Raw genomic sequence first — 19,894 nt, 5'->3', positions numbered from 1 at the left:
GATGGCACCGTGAAACCGGGCCGGCGGAGCATCGGCGCCATGAACTCTTCAGCTCCGTCACTCGCCGTCAACGCCGAGGGTCTGGTCAAGGTCTTCGGTAGCAATCGCGCCGTGGACGGGATCGACCTGGTGGTGCACCCGGGCGAGATCTTCGGCGTCCTCGGGCCCAACGGCGCCGGCAAGACCACCGTGCTCAAGATGCTGGCGACCCTGATCGGGATCGACGCCGGCCAGGCCGAGATCTTCGGCTACGACGTCCGCCGGCATCCCCATCAGGTACGCCAACTGCTCGGCGTCACCGGCCAGTACGCCTCCGTGGACGAGAACCTGACCGGCCGGGAGAACCTGTGGCTGTTCGCCCGGCTGCAGCGGATCGGCTCGGCCGAGGCCCGCAAGATCGCCGACCGGCTGCTGGATCAGTTCGGGCTGACCGAGGCAGCGAACCGGCCGCTGGCCCAGTTCTCCGGTGGCATGCGGCGCCGGCTGGATCTCGCCGCGAGCCTGATCACCCGGCCGCCGTTGATCTTCCTCGATGAGCCGACCACCGGTCTCGACCCGCGCACCCGCGGCCAGATGTGGGACACCATCCGGGAGTTGGTGGCGAGCGGCTGCACCTTGTTGCTGACCACGCAATACCTGGATGAGGCCGACCAGCTGGCCGACCGGATCGCGGTGATCGACCGCGGCCGCAAGGTGGCCCAGGGCACCCCGGACGAGCTCAAGTCCTCGGTCGGCAACTCCACCCTGCAACTGCGGCTGACCGACGCGGATGATCTTGGTACGGCCAGCACGGTGATCACCCGGGCCACCGGCTCCGAGCCGGTGCTGACCCCCGAGGTGGGTGCGATCAACGTCGCGCTGCCCGACGCCGACCGGGCGGCCGAGATCCTGATCGCGCTCCGCGACGCCCAGGTCTCGATCGCCTCGGTCAGTGTCCAGAAGCCCACGCTGGACGAGGTCTTCCTCACCCTCACCGGCCACGAGGCCACCCCGAACGACGACGAATCCGATGACACCGACGCACTCCTGGAGCTGTCCCGATGACCACCACTGTTGATCTTCCGCCCGTCGCGGTCACCGGACCCCGGTCCGCCCCGCGAGCCCACCTCGACCTCGCCGACACGATCAGTCAGACCCTGACCATGGCCTGGCGGGCGCTGAAGAAGATGCGCCGCAATCCGGAGCAGTTCTTCGACGTCACCATCCAGCCGTTGCTGTTCACCGCGATGTTCGCGTTCATCTTCGGCGGCGCGATCGCCGGCGACGTCGGCTCCTACCTGCCGCTGCTGATCCCCGGCATCCTGGCCCAGACCGCGCTGACCGCGTGCATGGCCACCGGCGTGCAACTCCGGGAAGACATGGAGAAGGGCGTCTTCGACCGGTTCAAGGCCCTGCCGATCGCCCGGATCGCTCCGCTCGCCGGGCCGATGGTCGCCGACCTGGTGCGGTACGCGATCGCCTCGACCCTCACGTTCGCGGCCGGCATCGCGATGGGCTACCGGCCCGGCGGCGGCGTCGGCGGCGTGATCGGCTCCATCCTGCTGGTGATGATCGGCAGCTGGTCGCTGGCCTGGGCGTTCACCTTCGTCGGCACCATCGCCCGGTCCGCCCAGGCGGTGCAGGGCATCTCGATGATGATCATGTTCCCGCTGACCTTCCTGTCCAACGCCTTCGTCCCGGTGGACACGCTGCCGACCTGGCTGCAGTGGTTCGTCAACCTCAACCCGGTCTCGCACATCGTGTCCGCCGCCCGCGACCTGGCCAACACCGGGACGGTCACGATCGAGGTCGCGTTCGCCCTGCTCGGCTTCGCCATCGTGATCGCCGTCTTCGCCCCGCTGTCGGTGTGGTCGTACAAGCGCAAGCTCTGATCAAGCCTTGCGCTCCGCGTTGATCTCCGTGATCAGGTCACCGACCTGGTCGCGGAGATCGCGCGGCATCCGGCCGGCCAGGTCGGCCTCGAGCTTGGCCAGCAGGCCGGGCCGCTGCCGCTCGACCGTCTCGACCACCGCTTCGGCGTTGGTCGACGGCAGGGTGCGGACCACGGTGAACGCCTGCGCGTACGCCAGCAGCCGCGCGGCCAGGTCCGGCCGGTCGACCGACCGTCGGGCACCGAGGGCGAACAGCACCGTGCCGACGACCGGATAGTCGGTGAAGCCGCCCGGCGGATCGAGGTAGCGATGCAGCTTGCCGAGCAGCGCGTCGTACAGCGCGTCGGCCTCGTCGTCGGCGCCGTAGCGGTGATAGGCGCAGAGCGCGGCCGACTCGGTGAACAGCAGCCATGGCGCGTGCTCGGGACTGCCGTAGCCCGGGATCCGGAACTCCCGCATCCGCGGCAGCGCCCGGCGGTATTCGTCCAGCCCGGCGGGGATGTCGCCCCGCGCGAAGGCGAGCTCGGCGTCGGCCGTGGCCACCACCGTGTCGCCGCCCTGCAACAGCGACCGGCTCTGCTGCTCCCGCAGCTCGGCCAGCAGGTCGGCGGCGTGATCAAGCCGGCCACCCCAGATCGCCGTCATCACCAGCAGCCCGCGCAGATGGCCGGTGTCGTCGCTGGCGTGCAGCCGTTCCATGATCGGCAACGCCTCGGCGGCGAACCGCTCACCGCTGCGCCAGTCACCGAGCTGGAGGTGCAGCTCGGCCAGCGCATTCAGCAGCACCGCCCGGAGCCAGGGACCGTCGCTGGGCCGCCAGATCCGCAGCCCGGCCTCGCCGGCGGCGATCGCGGTCTGCGGATCGCCCTCGTTCTCGGCCAGGTGACAGAGCCAGTGGCTCGCCTGTAACGCAAGATCACGATCATCGGAACGGGTCGCCTCGACCAGCCGATGGATCCGGTCCTGCACCGTCAGGTCCAGGCCGAGCAGCAGGACGTTGCGGCACTGGGCGGCGACCTTGGGGTTGCCCTCGCCCGGCCCGAGCCGTTTCAGCAGGTCCATGCTGACGTCGACGGAATCGTCGGCGTAGAAGATCACCGAGTTGGTGAGCAGGCTGGCCACCGTGGCCCGGGCGGCGTCGGCCAGGTGCGGTGGTGGGTCGTAGCCCTCGAGCAGGCCCTGGACCCCGCCGAGCATCCCGACGATCCGCTGATGATCACCGAGGATCCACCAGAACCCGCCCATCGCCGCCATGATCACCACTACGGCATCGGCGTCACCGTCGGTGATCGCCTGCCGCAGCGCCTCGTTGAGGTTGCCTTCCTCGATCGCCAGCTGATCGACGGTGGCGTACTGCTCGGTGCTGAACAGCGTCTCGAACAGGTCCCGGCACAGGGCGACTGCCCAGGCCCGGAACGCTCGGGCCACCGTCTCGCTCTCGCCGACCCGGCCCTGCTGCAGCAATCCGTACTCCCGGACCGTCTCCAGCATCCGGTATCTGATCGTCGAACCCTCCTCGACCGTGATCAAGGACTGGTCCGCCAGCTCCTCCAGCAACAGGACCACATCCCGGCCGAGCGAGTCGCCGCCGATCAGGGCCCCCGCACCGTCGAGGCCGAAGCCGTCGCGGAAGGACGCCAGCCGGCGCAACGCGGTCCGGCCGTCCTCGTCGAGCAGGTTGGCCGACCAGTCGATCACCGCCTCCAGGGTGCGGTGCCGGTCCGGCGCGGCCGGATCCCGGCTGCGCAACAGTCCGAACCGGTCGGTCAGCCGCACGGCGATCTCGACCACCGACATCACCCTGATCTTGGCGGCGGCCAGCTCCACCGCGAGCGGCAGACCGTCCAGCCGCTCGACCAGGGCACCGATCGCCGCGTCGTCCAGCAGCGCGTCCGGCCGGGCCGCCGAGGCCCGCTCCCGGAACAGGGCAACGCCGTCGGACCGGCTCAGCTGCGCCAGCGGGTAGGCCCGTTCGGCGGCGATGCCCAACGGCGCCCGGGTCGTGGTCAGCACCGACAGCTCGGGCAGGTTGGTGATCAACAACGACACCAGCCGGGCCACGCCGTCGATCACGTGCTCGCAGTTGTCGATGATCAACAACGTCGGCGCGCCGGCGAGCTTCTGGGACAGCCGGGACCGCAGATCGGTCCGCTGCTCCGGGGTCAGCGCCCGCCAGGTGGCCACCGAGTCACGCACCCCGAGCGCCGAGGCGACCTCGATGATCACCTCGTCGTCGCCGGCGATGCCGACCAGCTCGACCAGGTGCACCACGGGCTGGGACGCCGCGCGGCCGACCGCGTGCGCCAGCCGGGTCTTGCCCAGCCCGCCCGGGCCGAGGATCGACACCACCCGGTGCTCGACGGATCCCGCTCCGGCGGGGCCGGTGCCGAGCAGCCCGAGCACGGCCCGGACGTCGTCGTCCCGGCCGATCAGCCGGGTCGGGTCGAAGTGCAGGCCTTCCCGGACCGGCCGGTCCAACGCCAGCAGGTGGCTCTGCACCCGCTGCAACTCCGGGCCGGGGTCGGTGCCGAGGCGGTCGGCCAGGTCGCGGCGATAGCTCTCGTACCGTTCCAGGGCCGGGCCCGGCCCGCGGGCCGCTGCCTCGCTGCGCAGCAGGGCCGCCAGGACCTGCTCGTCCATCCCGCCGTCGACCGCGACCGCGTCGATCAGCGGGGTCAGGGTCGCCACCGCGGCGGCATGATCACCACCACGGCTCTGGGCCTGGCCGAGCACGGCGGCCAGCTCGGCCCGGTGCCGCCGGGCCGCGGCGCGGAGCAGGTTGAGCGACTCGGGCTGCGCCGGATCCGCGTCCTGGACCGGGATCCGCAGTGCCTCCTCGGCCAGCTGCAGCGCCGCCGCGGTGGCGCCGCCGACCAGCGCGGCCCGGGCCCGGACCACCGCGTCGGCCAGCGCCAGGACGTCCACCGCGCCGGCCGCGACGCCGAGCCGATAGCCGGCCTGACCTCGGGTGATCAGCTCGGCCGAGCAGGCGGCCCGGGTCCGCGACACCAGCACCTGCAACGCCTTGGTGGCGTCGGCCGGAGGCTCGTCGCCCCAGATCTCCTCGATCAACAGGCCGTCGCCGACCGCTCCGCCTCCGCCTCGGACCAGGGCCGCCAGCAGCGTCTGCGGCCGGATCCCGGGGACGGGTTCGCCCTGCCAGCGGACGCCGTCGAGGACGGCCAGGGCGTACTGCACGGAGGACAGCCTAGGCTGCGGCGCGGGTAACGGCCGGGACTGCGCAGACGATAGCGTTGCCCGATGGCGTACGAGAGCGTGGAGGTCGACACGGGCCTCACCGTTGATCAGATCGCGACGGTCTTCCGGCGGGTGATCAGATCCGGCAACCCGGACGCCACCTTCGGGCCGATCGAGATCGGCGCGGGACAGCCCGATGTCTACGCCGCCTACGCGGCGGGCAAGAACCTGATCACCCGGTGGTGCATCCAGCTCTTCGTCCGCGAGGACGACGGCTCGCGGCGGGTGCAGGTGATCATTCTCGGCTCGTCGATGCTCGGCAAGGCCTGGCAGGGCACCCGGAACACCTACTCCGCCGCCCTCGGCCGCAGCCGTGCCGAGAAGGTGGTCGAGACGATCCGCAGCATCGAGGGCGAGCTCGGCTGAGCCGGCCTCAGCTGAAGTGGGTCAGGCCGTCCGGCGGTGCCGGCGACTCCTCCGCATAGGCATCGGTGTACGGCTCCGCGGCGCCGGCCAGCTGATCCAGCCGGTCGCCGTGCACCACCCGGTACGGGAAGGCGGCGCTGCCGGCCCGTTCGGCCAGCCGTCCGACCGGCAGCGGCAGCGGAGATCCCAAGATCAAGATGTTGCCGAAGCGGCGGCCCTTGAGGGTCGAGGACTCCGCGATGAAGACGGTCTCGGGAAACGCCGTCCGGATCGCGGCGAGCACCCGTCGGGCATAGCCGAGCGGCGATCGATCGGTGATGTTGATCATGACCGTTCCGTCGTCGACCAGCACCCGCGCGGTGTCGGCGAAGAACTCCGCCGTGCCGAGCTCGGCCGGCACCCGGGCCCCGACGAACGCGTCGACGATGATCAAGTCGGCGTAGTCGTCGCGCAGCTCGGCCACCCCGGTCCGGCCGTCGGCGGCCCGGACCTTGATCCCGCTCCGCTTGTCCAGTGGCAGGTGCTGCCGGACGAATGAGGTCAGCTCCTGGTCCGGTTCGAGGACGATCTGGGCCGACGTCGGCCGGGTCGCCGCGACGTAGCGTGGCAGGGTCATCGCCGCGCCGCCGACGTGCACCACCCGGAGTCGCTTCCCGGGCAGGGCGTGCGCGTCGACTGCGTCCGCGATCCGTTGGATGTAGTCGAACTCGAGCCGGAGCGGGTCGTCGAGGTCGACGTAGGACTGATCGGTGAAACCCATCCGCAGCGTGTATGCCCGCGGGTAGGCCAGGTCGCGGATCAGCTTCACCCCACCCGCGCCCGGCCGGAGCTGCAGCTCGCTCACACCCGATCCCGGGTCAGTGGCCGGGTCGCGGCCGGCGGCTCGGCGATGATCATCCGGGCCGTGCGCAGGTCGGTGATCAGGACGTCGATCCAGCCGCCCGACGCGGCGGCCCGGATCGCCTCGACCTTTCGTTCCCCGCCGGCGATCCCGATCACCCGCGGCACCGCCCGCAGCTGCTCGCTGGCGATGCCGACGACGCGGTCGTTCAGCGGGGTCGTGATCAACTGGCCGAGATCGTCGAAGAACCGCAGGCAGACGTCGCCGACCGCGCCGGCCGCCCGCAGCGAGTCGAACTCGGAGTCGGAGATCGCGTTCCCGGACTCCCGGAGCAGCGGGGACGGGCTGAGGCTGCCGATGCCGGCCAGCAGCACGGTGAGGGCGTCCCACTCCCGGGTCAGCTCGGCGATGAACGGGTCCTGCATCAACGCGTCGCGCACCGTCGGGGACCCGACGATGCCCGGCGCGGCCAGAAACTTCGGTGTCGCCCCGGTGACCCGGGCGAACTGCTCGGTCAACCGGGTCGCGTTGACCTGGACCCGCGGATCGCCGACGCCGCCGATCACTTGGACGATGTCGGTCGCGGTCGAGATCGTGCTCGGCCGCATCGCCTCGGCGGTGGCCAGCAGGGTGGCCGACCAGGAGCTGATCCCGATCCGGTCCGAGCCGGTCAGCGTGGTCTCCAGGTAGGCCGCACCGGCCGCACCGAGCGCCAGCAGCAGGGTCGACTCGGAGTCGCCGTCGTAGTCGGCGACCACGACATCGGTCAGCGCGAAGCGTTGCCGCAGCTCGTCCTCGACGTCGGTGTGCACCCCGGACGGCGCGACCACGACGGTGCGGACGATGCCGAGTTGCGCCGCCTCCTTGAGAAACCGGGACACCCGGGACTGGGACATGCTGAGCCGACTGGCGATCTCCGGCTGGCGCACCCCCTGCTCGTGATACATCCGCGCGATCTTGGTCAGCAGCGCGAGCCGGTCGGTGCTCAACCGGGTGCGCGGCGACGCGGGACGATCGAGCATGCTCCTCAGCGTATCCGGAGTGGGCCTCGCCCCACCGAACCCACGGCGATCGGTGAATCAGCCCGCGAACCACTCAGCCACCGTCACAAATCGGGGGCGCAACGCGGTCTCGGCCCCAGAAATCGGCACTCGCGGCTCGTTGCACCCCCGATTTGTGCCGGTCAGGGTTCGGATCCGGCAGTTCAACCGGCTCAGTTCATGAACATGCCGCCGTCGATGTTGATCGCCTGGCCGGTGATGTAGCCGGCGGCGTCGGAGGCGAGGAAGAGCAGCAGGTTGGCCACGTCGGCGACCTCGGCCGGTCGCTTCAGCGGGATCTCGGAGATCCATTCCTCGATCAGTTCACCGGGGGCGTAGTCGCCCAGCCGGCGGCCCCACTCCTGGTCGTTGTAGGCCCACATGTCGGTGCGGACGATGCCCGGGCAGTAGCAGTTGACCCGGATGCCGTCCGCGGCGAGCTCCTTGGCCAGGGACTGGCTCAGGCCGACGATGCCGAACTTGCTGGCGGCGTAGGCCGGTGTGTAGATGAAGCCCTGCCGGGCCTGGCCCGACGCGGCGTTCAAGATCACGCCGCCACGCTGTCGGAGCAGCGGCAGCGCCGCCCGGGCGGTGAGGAAGGCCGCCGTCGTGTTCACCGCCAGGACCCGGTTGAAATCCTCCAGGCCGGTGTTCTCCAGCTCGTTGATGGTGATCACGCCGGCGTTGTTGATCAGTACGTCGAGCCGGCCGGTCGTGGCCGCGACTCGCTCGAACACGGCCTTCACCTCCGACTCGGAGGTGACGTCGGCTTGCGCCGCGGTGATCTTCAGTCCGTCGGCCCGGCCCTGCTCGGCGGCCTGCCGGACGTGATCATCCCGGTCGACGATGATCACCTCCGCGCCGGCCCGGGCGAACGCGGTCGCGATGCCGTGACCGATGCCGCGGGCACCGCCGGTGACCAGGACGGTCCGGCCGGAGAAGTGACCGTCGAAGATCGGGCTGGCCGGTTCAGTCATGATCAAGAGCCTCCCGGGCCGCGGCGGCCAGCCCGCTCGCGGTGAGTCCGAAATGGTCCAGCAGGAAGGCGGTGCTGCCGGTGGGCGCGAATTCGCGCAGCCCGAGCATCCGCACCGGGACCCGGCGGCGGCGATCCAGCCGGACCACCTCGGCCGCCACGGCGGCGCCGAGCCCGCCGGCCAGGTTGCCCTCCTCGGCGGTCACGATCGCCCGGGTCTCCCCCGCCGCGTGCTCGATCGCCGCCACGTCCAGCGGCGCCAGGTAGGCGGCGTTGAGCACCCGGGCGGAAACCCCGTCGGCGGCCAGCAGGTCGGCCGCGGCCAGCGTCCGGGAGACCAGGGTGCCGATGCCGATCAGCGTCACGTCCGCCCCTTCCCGGAGCCGCTGGAACCGGCCGCGTTCCAGCGCCGAACCGGCCGGCGTCACGTCGGGCACCGGGAACCGGCCGACCCGGATGAAGGTCGGCCGCGGGTGCTCCGCTGCCTGCCGGACCGCGGCGGCGGTCTGCCGCCGATCGGCCGGCACGATCAGGTCCAGCCCGGGCAGTGCCCGCAGCCAGGACAGGTCCTCGACCGAGTGGTGCGTCGGGCCGAGCTCGCCGTACGCCATCCCGGGGCTCATCCCGCACAAGATCACGTTGTGGCCGCTGTAGGCGACGTCGGCCTTGATCTGCTCCAAGGCCCGGCCGGTGAGAAACGGTGACGCCGCGCAGACGTACGGGATCAGTCCGGCGTTGGCCAGGCCGGCCCCGACGCCGACCAGATTCTGTTCGGCGATGCCGACGTTGATCAACCGGTCCGCGAAGCGGGCCTTGAAGCCGGTGAGACTGCTCGACCCGACCGAGTCGTTGCAGACCGCGACGATCCGCGGGTCCCGCTCGGCCAGCTCGATCAGGGTCTCGGCGAACGCCGACCGGTTGTCGTACACCGGGGCATCGGTCGCGACGCTGAGCGCGGTCATGCCGGCACCTCCTCCTCGGCGGCCTGAGCCAGCTCGGCCAGCGCCAGCCGTACCTGCTCGTCGGTCGGCACCTTGTGATGCCACTCGACCCGGTCCTCGATGAACGAAACGCCCTTGCCCTTGATCGTGTTCGCGATCACCGCGACCGGGCGATCGCGACCGGCCGGAGTGAGCGTGCTGCGCAGCGCCCGATGATCATGACCGTCGACCGTACGCACCTCCCAGCCGAATGCGGCCAACCGGTCGTCCAAGGGGTCGAGCCGGTTGGTCTCCTCGGTCCGGGCCCCCTGTTGCAGCCGGTTCCGGTCGATGATGATCACCAACTCGGTCAGCCCGTAGTGGCTGGCCGCCATCATCGCCTCCCAGTTGCTGCCCTCCTGCAGTTCCCCATCGCCGAGCACCACGAACGTCCGAGAATCCCGGCCGGCCAGCCGGGTGCCCAGCGCCGTGCCGACCCCGACCGGCAACCCGTGGCCGAGCGGCCCCGTGTTCGTCTCGACCCCGGGCACCTTGACCCGGTTGGGATGGCCGTTGAGTGGGCTGAGCGGAGCCATGAAGGTCGGCAACTCGGCCGGGGAGAAGTAGCCGCAGGAGGCCAGGGTGGCGTAAAGAGCCGCCGCACAGTGTCCCTTGCTCAGAATGACATGATCACGCTCCGGCTGGTCCGGCCGCGCCGGGTCGATCCGGAGCACGCCGTTGAACAGCACCGTCAAGATGTCGGTGACCGAGAAGTCACCACCGATGTGCCCGGCCCCCGCCGCCGCGATCATCTCGACCACCCGGCGCCGGGTCCGCGTCGCGGCCGCCGCGATCAGCTCCGCCCACTGGGCGTCATCGGCCCGATCCAGCCGCCGGCCCAGGTCCATCCAGCGCTGTCGCTGCTCGGCAGCGGGCTTCAGAGATTCCATATGGCATACCTATTCACTACTGAACGGATTGCTCACATTGTCTGATGGGTCCTCGATCACTGTCAACCGGACCGGCACCTTGTCAGGACTACTTGACAGATCTCGCGGCGTCAGGGACTCTTGACAGCATGCTGAAGATCACGGAACACGAGGACACCTCGGACGCGCCGGTGCACGTCGAGGTCACACTGGGCATCACCGGCGACTGGCGGTCCGAGCCGCTGAAGGTGATCACCGGGATCACCGAAGGGATCAAGTCACTCGACGGAACCCTGACCGAGTCCGTCCACCTGGCCCGCCGCCAGGGAGTGACCTGGGCCGAGATCGGCAAGGCTCTCGGCATCAGTCGTCAGGCCGCCTGGGAGCGCTTCTCCGTCGACTGAGACCGGGGCGTGCTGGCCGACGCTGACGCTCGGGTGTTCGTTCACTGAGCCTGTCGAAGCATGTCCTGAGCCTGTCAAAGGGGGCGGAACCGATGATCAATCCACTCTCACCGGCTGTTTCGGCGACAGGACGAAACACGCACCAAGGACGGCGACCCGAGCGGAACACAGTCGATCCGGTCGACCGTCTGCCCGGTGCCCAGCCGAGCGCGGCGTGATCAGGATCTGCCGAGTGCGAGTGGACCCGTTGGCCACGAATTTCGCCCAACGGCTTGGCCAACGCGTCCACTCGCCAAGCGAACCGCCCGATCGGGCGGGGGCCGATTCCGGCAGCCCTCCGGAGGCTGGCGGCAGAGACTCGAGCCCGGCACAATCCGCCGATCTTGGCGCGTCTTTCGTCTTTCGCCGGGCCAACCGAGGGATCACGCAGGTGGGCCGCGGGGTCGGTTCAGGACACCAGGGTCACCCGACCCGGTGCCAGGAGTGGCTCCCGGGCCCGAACCCGGTCGATCCGTCCGTGATCAAGGTGGACCACCTGATCGGCCCGGGCGAGGGTGACCGGGCGGTTGGTGATCGCCAGCAGGGTCAATCCCGTGCCGGACAGGCGATCCCAGAGCTCGCGTTCGGTCCGGACGTCGAGGGCGCTGGACACGTCGTCCAAGATCAACAACTGAGGCCGGGCGGTGAGCGCACGGGCGATCGCGGCGCGCTGGGCCTGACCGCCGGAGAGCCGCACCCCGCGGGCCCCGATGACCGTGTCGAGGCCCGCCGGCAACGTGGCGACGTCGCGGTCCAGGGCGGCCGTCCGCACCGCCCGGTCCAGCTCGGCGTCGTCGCGGCCGAGCAGCAGGTTGTTGCGCAGGGTCTCGCTGAACAGCAGCGGCACCTGGGGCACATAGCCGGACCGCGGCGGAGTGAAGAAGGCGGCCGGATCGTCGATCACGGCGCCGTTCCAGCTCACCGTGCCGGCCCGGCTGGGCAGCAGGCCGAGCAGCGCCCGGACCAGGGTCGTCTTGCCGGCGCCGACCGTCCCGGTGATGGCGGTGAACGAGCCACGGTCGATGATCAACTCGACGTCGTGCACACCGCGGCCGGACGGATGGACGGCGGTGAGCCCGGTGACAGCGAGGCGGCGCAGCGGTGGCGCCGCCGCGACCGGACCGGGACCGGCCGGCTCGTCGACCGGGTGCAACGGCCGGTGTCGTACCAGCGCCGGGGCGGAGTGTGCCGGCAGCAGCGTGGTCATGCGTTCGACAGCGACGCGGGCCTGGCGATGCCGGGTGAGGAGCTGACCGGCGTAGTAGGGCAGCCAGACCAGATGGCCCAGATAGGCGACGAAGAGCGCGAGCTCGCCCACGGTGAAGGAGCCGTTCCGCAGGGCGTGCACGGCCAGCAGCAGGACGACGCCGATGGCCAGGTCGACGGTGATCCGGTTGAACCCGCCGAGCGCGGACGTCAGCACCTGATCACGCAGCCCGGTTCGGCGCCGGCGCTCGTTGAGCGTCGCCAACCGGCGTACGATCCCGTCGCCGGCGTGGGCCGACTTCACGGCCAGGACCGAGCCGAAGGTCTCGCCGAGCAAGGCGGTCACGGCCGACGTCGCCTGCCGGAACGCGGCCCGGTCCACTCCGATCCGACGTCGGACCAGCCGGGTGACGCCGATCACCGCCAACAGCGGTAGGGCCACCGCGAGAGCGATCAGCGGTTCGGCCAGCAGCATGATCGTCAGCGACCCGACGGTGAGGATCACGTGAGCGGCGACGTTCATGATCGTTTCGAGGAAGGCCTGGAAGTCGTCGACGTCGTCGCGGATCCGGCTGACCGCGTCCCCCGGCGAGGTCGCCGGTGGCCCGGCCTCGCCGCCGCCGCTGTGCAGCTGCGCGCGGAGCAGATTCAGGCGGAGCAGGCCGCGCAACTGCTGCGAGGTCTTCGTCCGGACGACGCCGGTCCACATGACCAGCAGCCGGGCCGCCTCGGCCGCCGCGAGCAGCGCGATGATGCTGAAGACGTCGAGTCCGGCCGGACGATCACCGGTCAGCGCGTCGAAGACCTGCTGCAACAGCCAACCGGTCACCAGCAGCAGGCTGTCCCAGGTCGCCAGTTGCCCGAAGCTGAGGCCGAACAGGACCGGGCGGTAGAGCGCCAGTCGCGCCGCGACCAGCCACGGCGAGGGCGGCGATGTCGGTTGGTTGATCATCTGAGGGCTCCGGCTCGGGCGGCGCGGAGCAGGTGCGCGAAGCGCGAGGTCGGATCGGCGCCGAGCGCCTGCCGGTCGCCGTGTTCGACCAGCCGGCCCGCGTCCAGGACGGCGATCCTGTCGGCTCGGTCGAGGGTGTCGAGCCGGTGCGCGATGATCACGGCGGTCCGGCCGGTCAGCAGACTGTCGACTGCTCGTTCGACCTGTCGCTCGGTCACCGGGTCGAGCCGGGAGGTGGCCTCGTCCAAGATCACCAGACCGGGATTACGGAGAAAGACCCGCGCAAAGGCGATCAGTTGCGCCTCGCCGGCGGAGACCCCGGTGCCGCCCGGACCCAGCTCCGTGTCCAGGCCCGCCGGCAACGAACGCAGCCACGGTTCGAGGCCGAGGTCGGACAGGACGTCGATCACCGCGTCATCGGCGGCGGGGCAGGTCCCGAACAGGGTGAGGTTGTCGCGCACCGTGGTGTGGAACAGCTGGACGTGCTGGGTGACCAGGGCGATCCGGCCGCGGAGCTCGGCCAGCGGGATCTCCCGCAGGTCGACCCCGCCGAGCCGGACCGTGCCCCGGCTCGGATCCAGCAGCCGCAGCAGCAGCCGGGCCAGGGTGGTCTTGCCGCTGCCGGTCTGGCCGACCAGGCCGAGCACCTCGCCCGGCTCCACAGCGAGGTCGATGTCCCGCAGGATCGGGGCGCCGCCCGGATAGGCGAAGCCGACGTGATCAAGTCGTACGGAGGGCGCACCGGCACCGGCCGGCCCGGCAGATCGTCCGGTGTCGCGGATCGACGGCTCGAGCGCGAGCAGTTGCTGGATCCGGCTGAAGCCGGCGATGGCTTCCTGCGCCAGCTGTTGTTGTTCGGCGATCGCGTCGAGCGGATCACGCAGCAGGCTGGTGTAGCGGAACAGGACGTAAACGGCGCCGAGCGTGATCGAGCCGGCCTGGTAGAGCCAGACGCCACCCGCGAGGCTGAGCACCGTGCCGGCGGCGAACACTGCCCCGGTGATCACCCAGGTGGTCCGGCTGGTCCCCGAGGAGCGCAGGCCGGCGCGGATGAACCGCGCCAGCGTCGTCCGGAACCGGTGCAGGGCGTAGGAACCACCGGCGTTGGCCCGGAGGTCCTCGGCCCCGTGCAGTTCCTCCTCGACCACGCCGAACAGCTCGGCCGAGGCGGCCCGGCGCTCGATCGCCGACGGGATCGCGAAGTTGCGCAGGCTCATGATCACCGCGGCCGCGATCAGCACGTAGACCACCAGGGCCAGCCCGATCCGCCAGTCCTCGATCAGCACCAGGCTGAGCACCCCGAGCAGGGTGAAGAGGCTGCCGACCACATACCTCAGGAACGAGGACAGGAAGCTCGACAGCGCGCTCGCGTCCCCGTCGGTGCGTTCGATCAGCTCGCCCGGCGAGTGGTCGTCGTGGAAGGCCAGATCAAGATCGAGAACGTGCCGGGCCACCCGTTCCCGCAGCGCGTTCGTCGCGGCCCAGGCGACCTGCGTCGTCGCATAGCCGACGAAGATCCCGACCACCCGGTGCAGCAGCGAGGCGACCAGGAAGCCGACCGCGATCCAGGCCAACCACGACAGCGGGCTGCCCGCCACCGCCTGATCGATGAACAGCCGCACCAGCTGCGGCCCGATCAACGGCAGCACGGCACCGAGCAGCACCAGCAGGCCGAGTCCCGCCAGCTGCGCCCGGCGGCCGTCCGCCACGACGTCGAACAGCCGGCGAACCGACGACCACGACAGCACCGCCGGGTCCGGGCCGGTCGCGGCGGTGATCATGATCGCCTTCTCTTCGGGTCGGTCGGAGCCGCCGGCACCAGGAACACGCCGATGGTCACCAAAGCGGTGCCGAGCAGGTGCCAGCCGGTGAGCGGCTCCGCGAGCAGCAGGGCGGCGCTGAGGACGCCGATCACGGGCACCAGATTGAGCACAGCGCCGGCCGAGCTGACCGAGACCGTACGGATGGCGTGGTTGTAGAGCACGAAACTGCCGGCGTAACAGAGGCCGCCGATGATCACCGTGACCACCCAGTAGCGGACCGGCACCGCCACCGGCAGCTCGACGCGGCCGGTCGCCCAGAGGATCACGGTGACCGCGGCCGTCAGCGTGCCGGCGAAGCTGAACTGGATCGTCGTCACCACCAGTGGGTCCTGGGCTCTGACGGTGCGGGCCGCAAGCACGACGTAGGCCGCGGCGGCGGCCGATGCGGCCAGCACCAGGGCGTCACCGACGTTGAAGCCGGCGGCGACATCGAACCGTCCCAACGACAGCACTCCGATTGCGGCGATGGCGGTCCCGAGCAGGCCCCGGGCCCCGGGCCGCTCGCGCAGCACCGGCCAGGCCAGGGCCAGCACGAAGCATGATTCGGCGACCGAGATCACCGCCGCGTTCGCCGCCGAGGTGTACGCCAGCGCCAAGGTCAACCCGCCGTAGGCCAGGCCCGGCTCGAAGACGCCGAGCAGGGCGGCCCGCCACAGGCCGCGAGCGGACCACCGGCCGCGCAGCAGCAAGATCATCCACAGGGTGGCGACGGCCGCGAGCAGCTTGATCGTCAGCATGGTCATCGGGTCGAAACCCTCGAGGGCGAACTTCGTCCCCGTGGTGGCCAGACCCCAGCCCAGGGCGGCCGCGAACAGCAGCCAGCGGACGCGGCCGGCGGCCGGCCGGGGCAGCAGCTCGAGCCCGCCGGAACTCGGGCCAACCGAAACACTGGCTCTCATGCCCCCAGGCTGCGCCCCGAGACCCCATGGCGTCCACGACACGTATCCCACGAAACGCGCCATCCCCCACGAAGACCCCGAGTTGTCAGAACGAGGGGACGCCAGAGCGTGCCCTAGTTCTGACAGGCCGGGGTTGCAGCGGGATCGCAATGGGCGCATTGCCTTTTGACGTCCTCCCGCGGTGGCCGAGTCGCCCGTCGAATTCCTAGGGTGCTGGCATGGTCACTGCGGCGGGGCACGAGTTGATCATGGTGACGCCGCGCGAGCCCGTCCCGGGCCACGGCCCGGTCCTCCGCACCATGATCATCATCGCCGCCGTGACGCTGCTGCTGGCCGGCTGCGTCTCGACCCGGCCGCCGCGGCCGACCGACCCGGTTCCCGTACCGGCTTCGTCGGAACCCGCCCCAGCGCCGGTGCCGACTCCCTATGCCGGCCCTGGGAAGCCGCCGCTCGAGCTGACCGAACTGTGGCAGAACGACGACCAGCCACTGGCCGAGATCGACAGTGCCGAGGTGATCGCGGGCTCGCTGGTGATCACCGGGTGGGAGAAGACGCGGAACGACCAGGAATCGGTGGTGATCGATGCTGATCACGGCAAGGTCCGCTGGCGCGCCGGCCAGTTGCCCCGGGAGTTCCGGCTCGACTCCGCGGACCGTCCCACCGCACGGCTCAGCCAACGCGCCGGCTGGGCGGTCGAGCGCCTGGCCGACGGGATGCTGATCCTGCCGTACCACCTCGGATCCTGCCGCGATGGCGGCCACGAGTGCCCGGCGAAGGAGCTCAAGCCGTATCGCGAGCACGGTCTGGTCGGTTTCTCGCTGGCCGATCGCCGGCAGGTCTGGCACACCGCGCCGGTCCGCGGCGCCGCTCCGCGGACCGATCGGCCCCAGACCTCCGGATTCCAGAAGTTCGAGGTCGTGGGCGCCACCTCGAGCACGGTGCTGGTCACCCTCGGTGTCGCCGGCAACTACCTCGCCGACCTGGAGTGGGAGTCGCCGGATCGGCAGCCGCAGACGATCGCGTACGACTCCGCGATGGGCTGGGTGCGGTGGCGGATCGAAGGATTCGCGGCCGAGACCGTGATCGACGGCGACGTCGTGATCGGCCTGGAGCGGTCGTCCCGGCCGGGCGCGGCCGGCGGGGTCCCGGTCGGAGTGGACGCCGTGCTCGGATCCCGGCTGTGGTCGATGCCGGACTCGACCAGTGTGCGCTGGAGCAGCATCGGCGGCTTCGGGTTGATCGTCGCCGACGTCGGTGACGCCGGCCGGGGCCCGGCACCGGCACGACGGACCTGGATCAGCGGCCCCTCCGGCCACACCCATCCGTTGCCGCCGGTGTCGCCGGCCGGGGCCGACTGGATCGCGCCCAGGCTCGGCGGGCCCCTGGCCTGGCGGGTGGTGCCCGCGTCGGGCGCGGGCGGAGCATCGGGCGGTCCGCAGCTACAGACCCTCGACGACGACGGCGAGGTCACCATCGGCCCGACGGCCCTGCCCGACGACGCGGTCGCGGCCGAGGTCGGCTTGATCGACTACGTCTGGGTGAGCCAGGCCTCCGGTCGAGTCCGGGGCTACGACCAGACCGGCACGCCGCGGACCAAGGAACTGACCGGGTCCGTCCGGGTGGTCGCATACTCCCAGTTGCTGATCAGCCACTCCGGCTCGACCCGCCTCCAACTCCTCGACCTCGATTAGGCGCGCCCCAACCCCGAGTTGTCAGAACTAGGGCACGCCAGAGCGTGCCCTAGTTCTGACAAGTTGGGGTGTGGGTCAGGTGATCACCAGGCCGTCGTTGGAGTCGTCGACGTCGAAGGTGATCGTGGCGCCGTCGCCGATCTCGCCGGCCAGCACGCGGCGGGCCAGTTGATCTTCGATCGTCGACTGGATCAGCCGGCGCAGCGGACGGGCGCCGTAGACCGGGTCGAAGCCGGTCATGGCCAGCCAGTCCTTCGCGCCCTGGGTCGCCTCGACGGCGATCCGGCGGTCGGCCAGCCGCTCGTTCAACCGGTGCAGGTTGATCTCGACGATCTTGGCCAGCTCCTCGGTGCCGAGCGCATCGAAGAGCACGACCTCGTCCAGCCGGTTCAGGAACTCCGGCTTGAACGCGCCGCGGACGATGCCCATCACGGCATTGCGCTTGGAATCCGCATCCAGGGTCTGGTCGGCCAGGAACTGCGAACCCAGGTTGGAGGTCAAGATCATGATCACGTTCCGGAAGTCGACGGTACGGCCCTGGCCGTCGGTCAGCCGGCCGTCGTCGAGCACCTGCAACAGGATGTCGAAGACCTCGGCGTGCGCCTTCTCCACCTCGTCCAGCAAGATCACCGAGTACGGCCGACGGCGGACCGACTCGGTCAGCTGGCCGCCTTCCTCGTAACCGATGTAGCCGGGCGGGGCACCGACCAGCCGAGCGACCGAGTGCTTCTCGGAATACTCGCTCATGTCGATCCTGATCATCGCCTGCTCGTCATCGAAGAGGAACTCGGCCAAGGACTTGGCCAGCTCGGTCTTGCCGACACCGGTCGGGCCGAGGAACAGGAACGAGCCGGTCGGCCGGTTCGGGTCGGAGATGCCGGCCCGCGATCGCCGGACCGCATCCGCGACCGCGCCGACCGCCTTCCGCTGGCCGATCAGCCGCTCGCCCAGCCGGTCCTCCATCTGCAGCAGCTTCTCGCTCTCGCCCTCCAGCAGCCGGCCGACCGGGATGCCGGTCCAGCTGGACACCACCTCGGCGACGTCGGCCGCGCCGACCTCTTCGGAGACCATCGGCTTGGTCTGCTTCTCGGCCTCGCTGGCGGACTCCAATTCCTTTTCCAGGGCAGGGATCTCGCCGTAGCTGAGCTCACTCGCCCGGACCAGATCACCGTCGCGCAGGGCGCGGTCGGCGACGCCGCGGAGCTCGTCGATCTTCTCCTTCAGCTCACCGACCCGGTTCAGGTCCTTCTTCTCCGACTCCCACCGGGTCTCCAGGCCGCGCAGGTTCTCCTCGGCGTCGGCCAGCTCCTCGCGCAGCCGCTGCAGCCGCTCGGCGCTGCCGGGATCGAGCTCCTTCTCCAGCGCGAACTGCTGCATCTTCATCCGCTCCACGCCGCGGCGAAGTTGATCAATCTCCTCCGGTGAGGAGTCGATCTCCATCCGCAGCCGGGAGGCGGCCTCGTCGATCAGGTCGATCGCCTTGTCCGGCAGCTGCCGGGACGTGATGTAGCGGTGCGACAGCGACGCCGCCGCGACCAGGGCGGTGTCGGTGATCGCCACCTTGTGGTGCGCCTCGTACCGTTCCCGCAAGCCGCGCAGGATCGCGATCGTGTCCTCCACGCTCGGCTCGCCGACGAACACCTGCTGGAACCGCCGCTCCAGCGCGGGATCCTTCTCGATCCGCTGCCGGAATTCGTCCAGCGTCGTCGCGCCGATCATCCGCAGCTCGCCCCGGGCCAGCATCGGCTTCAGCATGTTGCCCGCGTCCATCGAGGAGTCGCCGCTCGCGCCCGCCCCGACCACGGTGTGCAACTCGTCGATGAAGGTGATGATCTGACCCTCGGCGTCGCGGATCTCGGTCAGCACGGCCTTCAGCCGCTCCTCGAACTCGCCGCGATACTTGGCCCCGGCGACCATCGAGGACAGATCGAGCGAGACCAACCGGCGGCCCTTCAGCGAGTCGGGCACGTCGCCGGCGACCAGCCGCTGGGCCAGGCCCTCGACCACGGCGGTCTTGCCGACGCCGGGCTCGCCGATCAGCACCGGGTTGTTCTTGGTCCGCCGGGCCAGCACCTGGACCACCCGGCGGATCTCGGCGTCCCGCCCGATCACCGGGTCGAGCTTGCCCTCGCGGGCGCTCTCGGTGAGGTCGACGCCGTACTGCTCCAGGGCCGAGGACGTACCCTCCGCCTCCGGGCTGGTCACCCGCTTGCTGCCGCGGCTCTCGTTGAACGCACCGGTCAGCTTGTCGGCGGACACGTGGAGATCGGTGAGGATCTTCTTCGCGTCCGAGGTGACCGCGGCGAGCGAGATCAGCAGGTGCTCGGTCGCGACGAAGGAGTCGCCGAGCTGCTCGGCCCGCGTCTCCGCGTCGGCCAGCACCCGGGCCAGGGCCCCGGAGACCTGCGGCTGAGTGACCGACGACCCGCTGGCCGACGGCAGCTTCGCGATCGCTCCCCGGGCGGCCGCGTCGACCACCAGCGGGTCGGCGCCGACCGAGGCGAGCAGCGGGCCGACCGTGTTGTCCGGCACCATCAGCAGCCCGTGCAGCAGGTGCTGCGGCTCGGCGTTGGGGTTGCCCGAGGTCAGCGCGTTGCGCAGGGCGGCCGAGATCGCGTCGCGGCTCTTGGTGGTGAGTTTGTTCGTGTCCATGCCGGGGCTGCACTCCTGTGAACGACC

The 19,894-nt window shown here is 70.6% G+C and carries 15 protein-coding genes; 5 read left to right on the top strand and 10 right to left on the bottom strand.

The window, feature by feature from the left end; all coding sequences use genetic code 11:
- Nucleotides 1-39: 39 nt before the first annotated feature.
- Together FNH24_RS28585 and FNH24_RS28580 are read left to right on the top strand one after the other, a co-directional pair.
- Nucleotides 40-1,044, top strand: coding sequence for an ATP-binding cassette domain-containing protein (locus tag FNH24_RS28585; RefSeq protein ID WP_152365615.1), 1,005 nt, complete (start codon nucleotides 40-42; stop codon nucleotides 1,042-1,044).
- Nucleotides 1,041-1,871, top strand: coding sequence for an ABC transporter permease (locus FNH24_RS28580; protein WP_152365614.1), 831 nt, complete (start codon nucleotides 1,041-1,043; stop codon nucleotides 1,869-1,871). The genes FNH24_RS28585 and FNH24_RS28580 overlap by 4 nt, the downstream gene beginning before the upstream one ends.
- Here FNH24_RS28580 and FNH24_RS28575 read toward each other — a convergent pair whose 3' ends face one another.
- Nucleotides 1,872-5,069, bottom strand: a complete 3,198-nt coding sequence (locus tag FNH24_RS28575; RefSeq protein ID WP_152365613.1) for an AfsR/SARP family transcriptional regulator — start codon at nucleotides 5,067-5,069, stop codon at nucleotides 1,872-1,874.
- A gap of 63 nt (nucleotides 5,070-5,132) precedes the next feature.
- Between FNH24_RS28575 and FNH24_RS28570 the strand changes: the two genes are divergently transcribed.
- Entirely contained in the window at nucleotides 5,133-5,495 is a 363-nt protein-coding gene (locus FNH24_RS28570; protein ID WP_152365612.1) for a hypothetical protein, read from the top strand.
- A gap of 7 nt (nucleotides 5,496-5,502) precedes the next feature.
- Here FNH24_RS28570 and FNH24_RS28565 read toward each other — a convergent pair whose 3' ends face one another.
- From FNH24_RS28565 to FNH24_RS28545, 5 genes are all read right to left on the bottom strand, one after another.
- Entirely contained in the window at nucleotides 5,503-6,255 is a 753-nt protein-coding gene (locus FNH24_RS28565; protein ID WP_152365849.1) for a spermidine synthase, read from the bottom strand.
- Between the two features lie 80 nt (nucleotides 6,256-6,335).
- Nucleotides 6,336-7,358 carry a sugar-binding transcriptional regulator gene (locus FNH24_RS28560; protein WP_152365611.1) on the bottom strand — a complete coding sequence of 341 codons (1,023 nt, stop codon included), beginning with the start codon at nucleotides 7,356-7,358 and terminating at the stop codon, nucleotides 6,336-6,338.
- A 191-nt stretch (nucleotides 7,359-7,549) separates the two neighbouring features.
- On the bottom strand, nucleotides 7,550-8,353 hold the full coding sequence (locus FNH24_RS28555) for an SDR family NAD(P)-dependent oxidoreductase (RefSeq protein WP_152365610.1): 804 nt from the start codon (nucleotides 8,351-8,353) through the stop codon (nucleotides 7,550-7,552).
- Nucleotides 8,346-9,314: a transketolase family protein gene (locus FNH24_RS28550; protein WP_152365609.1), complete on the bottom strand. Its 969-nt coding sequence runs from the start codon at nucleotides 9,312-9,314 to the stop codon at nucleotides 8,346-8,348. The genes FNH24_RS28555 and FNH24_RS28550 overlap by 8 nt, the downstream gene beginning before the upstream one ends.
- The gene (locus FNH24_RS28545) at nucleotides 9,311-10,222 is read right to left on the bottom strand and encodes a transketolase (protein WP_217428584.1); all 912 of its coding nucleotides are present in this window, start codon (nucleotides 10,220-10,222) and stop codon (nucleotides 9,311-9,313) included. The genes FNH24_RS28550 and FNH24_RS28545 overlap by 4 nt, the downstream gene beginning before the upstream one ends.
- A 128-nt stretch (nucleotides 10,223-10,350) precedes the next feature.
- Between FNH24_RS28545 and FNH24_RS28540 the strand changes: the two genes are divergently transcribed.
- Nucleotides 10,351-10,605, top strand: coding sequence for a hypothetical protein (locus FNH24_RS28540; protein WP_152365608.1), 255 nt, complete (start codon nucleotides 10,351-10,353; stop codon nucleotides 10,603-10,605).
- A 448-nt stretch (nucleotides 10,606-11,053) separates the two neighbouring features.
- Here the strand turns inward: FNH24_RS28540 and FNH24_RS28535 are convergent, their stop codons facing one another.
- Genes FNH24_RS28535 through FNH24_RS28525 form a run of 3 tightly spaced genes read right to left on the bottom strand, consistent with a single transcriptional unit; the run spans nucleotide 11,054 to nucleotide 15,524 of the window.
- Entirely contained in the window at nucleotides 11,054-12,802 is a 1,749-nt protein-coding gene (locus FNH24_RS28535) for an ATP-binding cassette domain-containing protein (RefSeq protein WP_152365607.1), read from the bottom strand.
- A complete protein-coding gene (locus FNH24_RS28530; RefSeq protein WP_152365606.1) occupies nucleotides 12,799-14,583 on the bottom strand; it encodes an ABC transporter ATP-binding protein in 1,785 nt (594 codons plus the stop codon). The genes FNH24_RS28535 and FNH24_RS28530 overlap by 4 nt, the downstream gene beginning before the upstream one ends.
- On the bottom strand, nucleotides 14,580-15,524 hold the full coding sequence (locus FNH24_RS28525; protein ID WP_161606362.1) for a DMT family transporter: 945 nt from the start codon (nucleotides 15,522-15,524) through the stop codon (nucleotides 14,580-14,582). Before FNH24_RS28525 ends, FNH24_RS28530 begins: the two co-directional genes overlap by 4 nt.
- Nucleotides 15,525-15,742: 218 nt before the next feature.
- Between FNH24_RS28525 and FNH24_RS28520 the strand changes: the two genes are divergently transcribed.
- A complete protein-coding gene (locus FNH24_RS28520) occupies nucleotides 15,743-17,215 on the top strand; it encodes a hypothetical protein (RefSeq protein WP_152365604.1) in 1,473 nt (490 codons plus the stop codon).
- Between the two features lie 75 nt (nucleotides 17,216-17,290).
- Here FNH24_RS28520 and clpB read toward each other — a convergent pair whose 3' ends face one another.
- Nucleotides 17,291-19,867, bottom strand: a complete 2,577-nt coding sequence (gene clpB / locus FNH24_RS28515) for an ATP-dependent chaperone ClpB (protein WP_152365603.1) — start codon at nucleotides 19,865-19,867, stop codon at nucleotides 17,291-17,293.
- Nucleotides 19,868-19,894 lie beyond the last annotated feature (27 nt).

It is taken from the genome of Microlunatus speluncae, from assembly GCF_009299835.1.
In the GTDB taxonomy this organism is placed as follows: Bacteria; Actinomycetota; Actinomycetes; order Propionibacteriales; family Propionibacteriaceae; genus Microlunatus; species Microlunatus speluncae.
The sequence above is the reverse complement of the archived record's forward strand: the minus strand, read 5'-3'. Positions and strand labels throughout refer to the sequence as shown.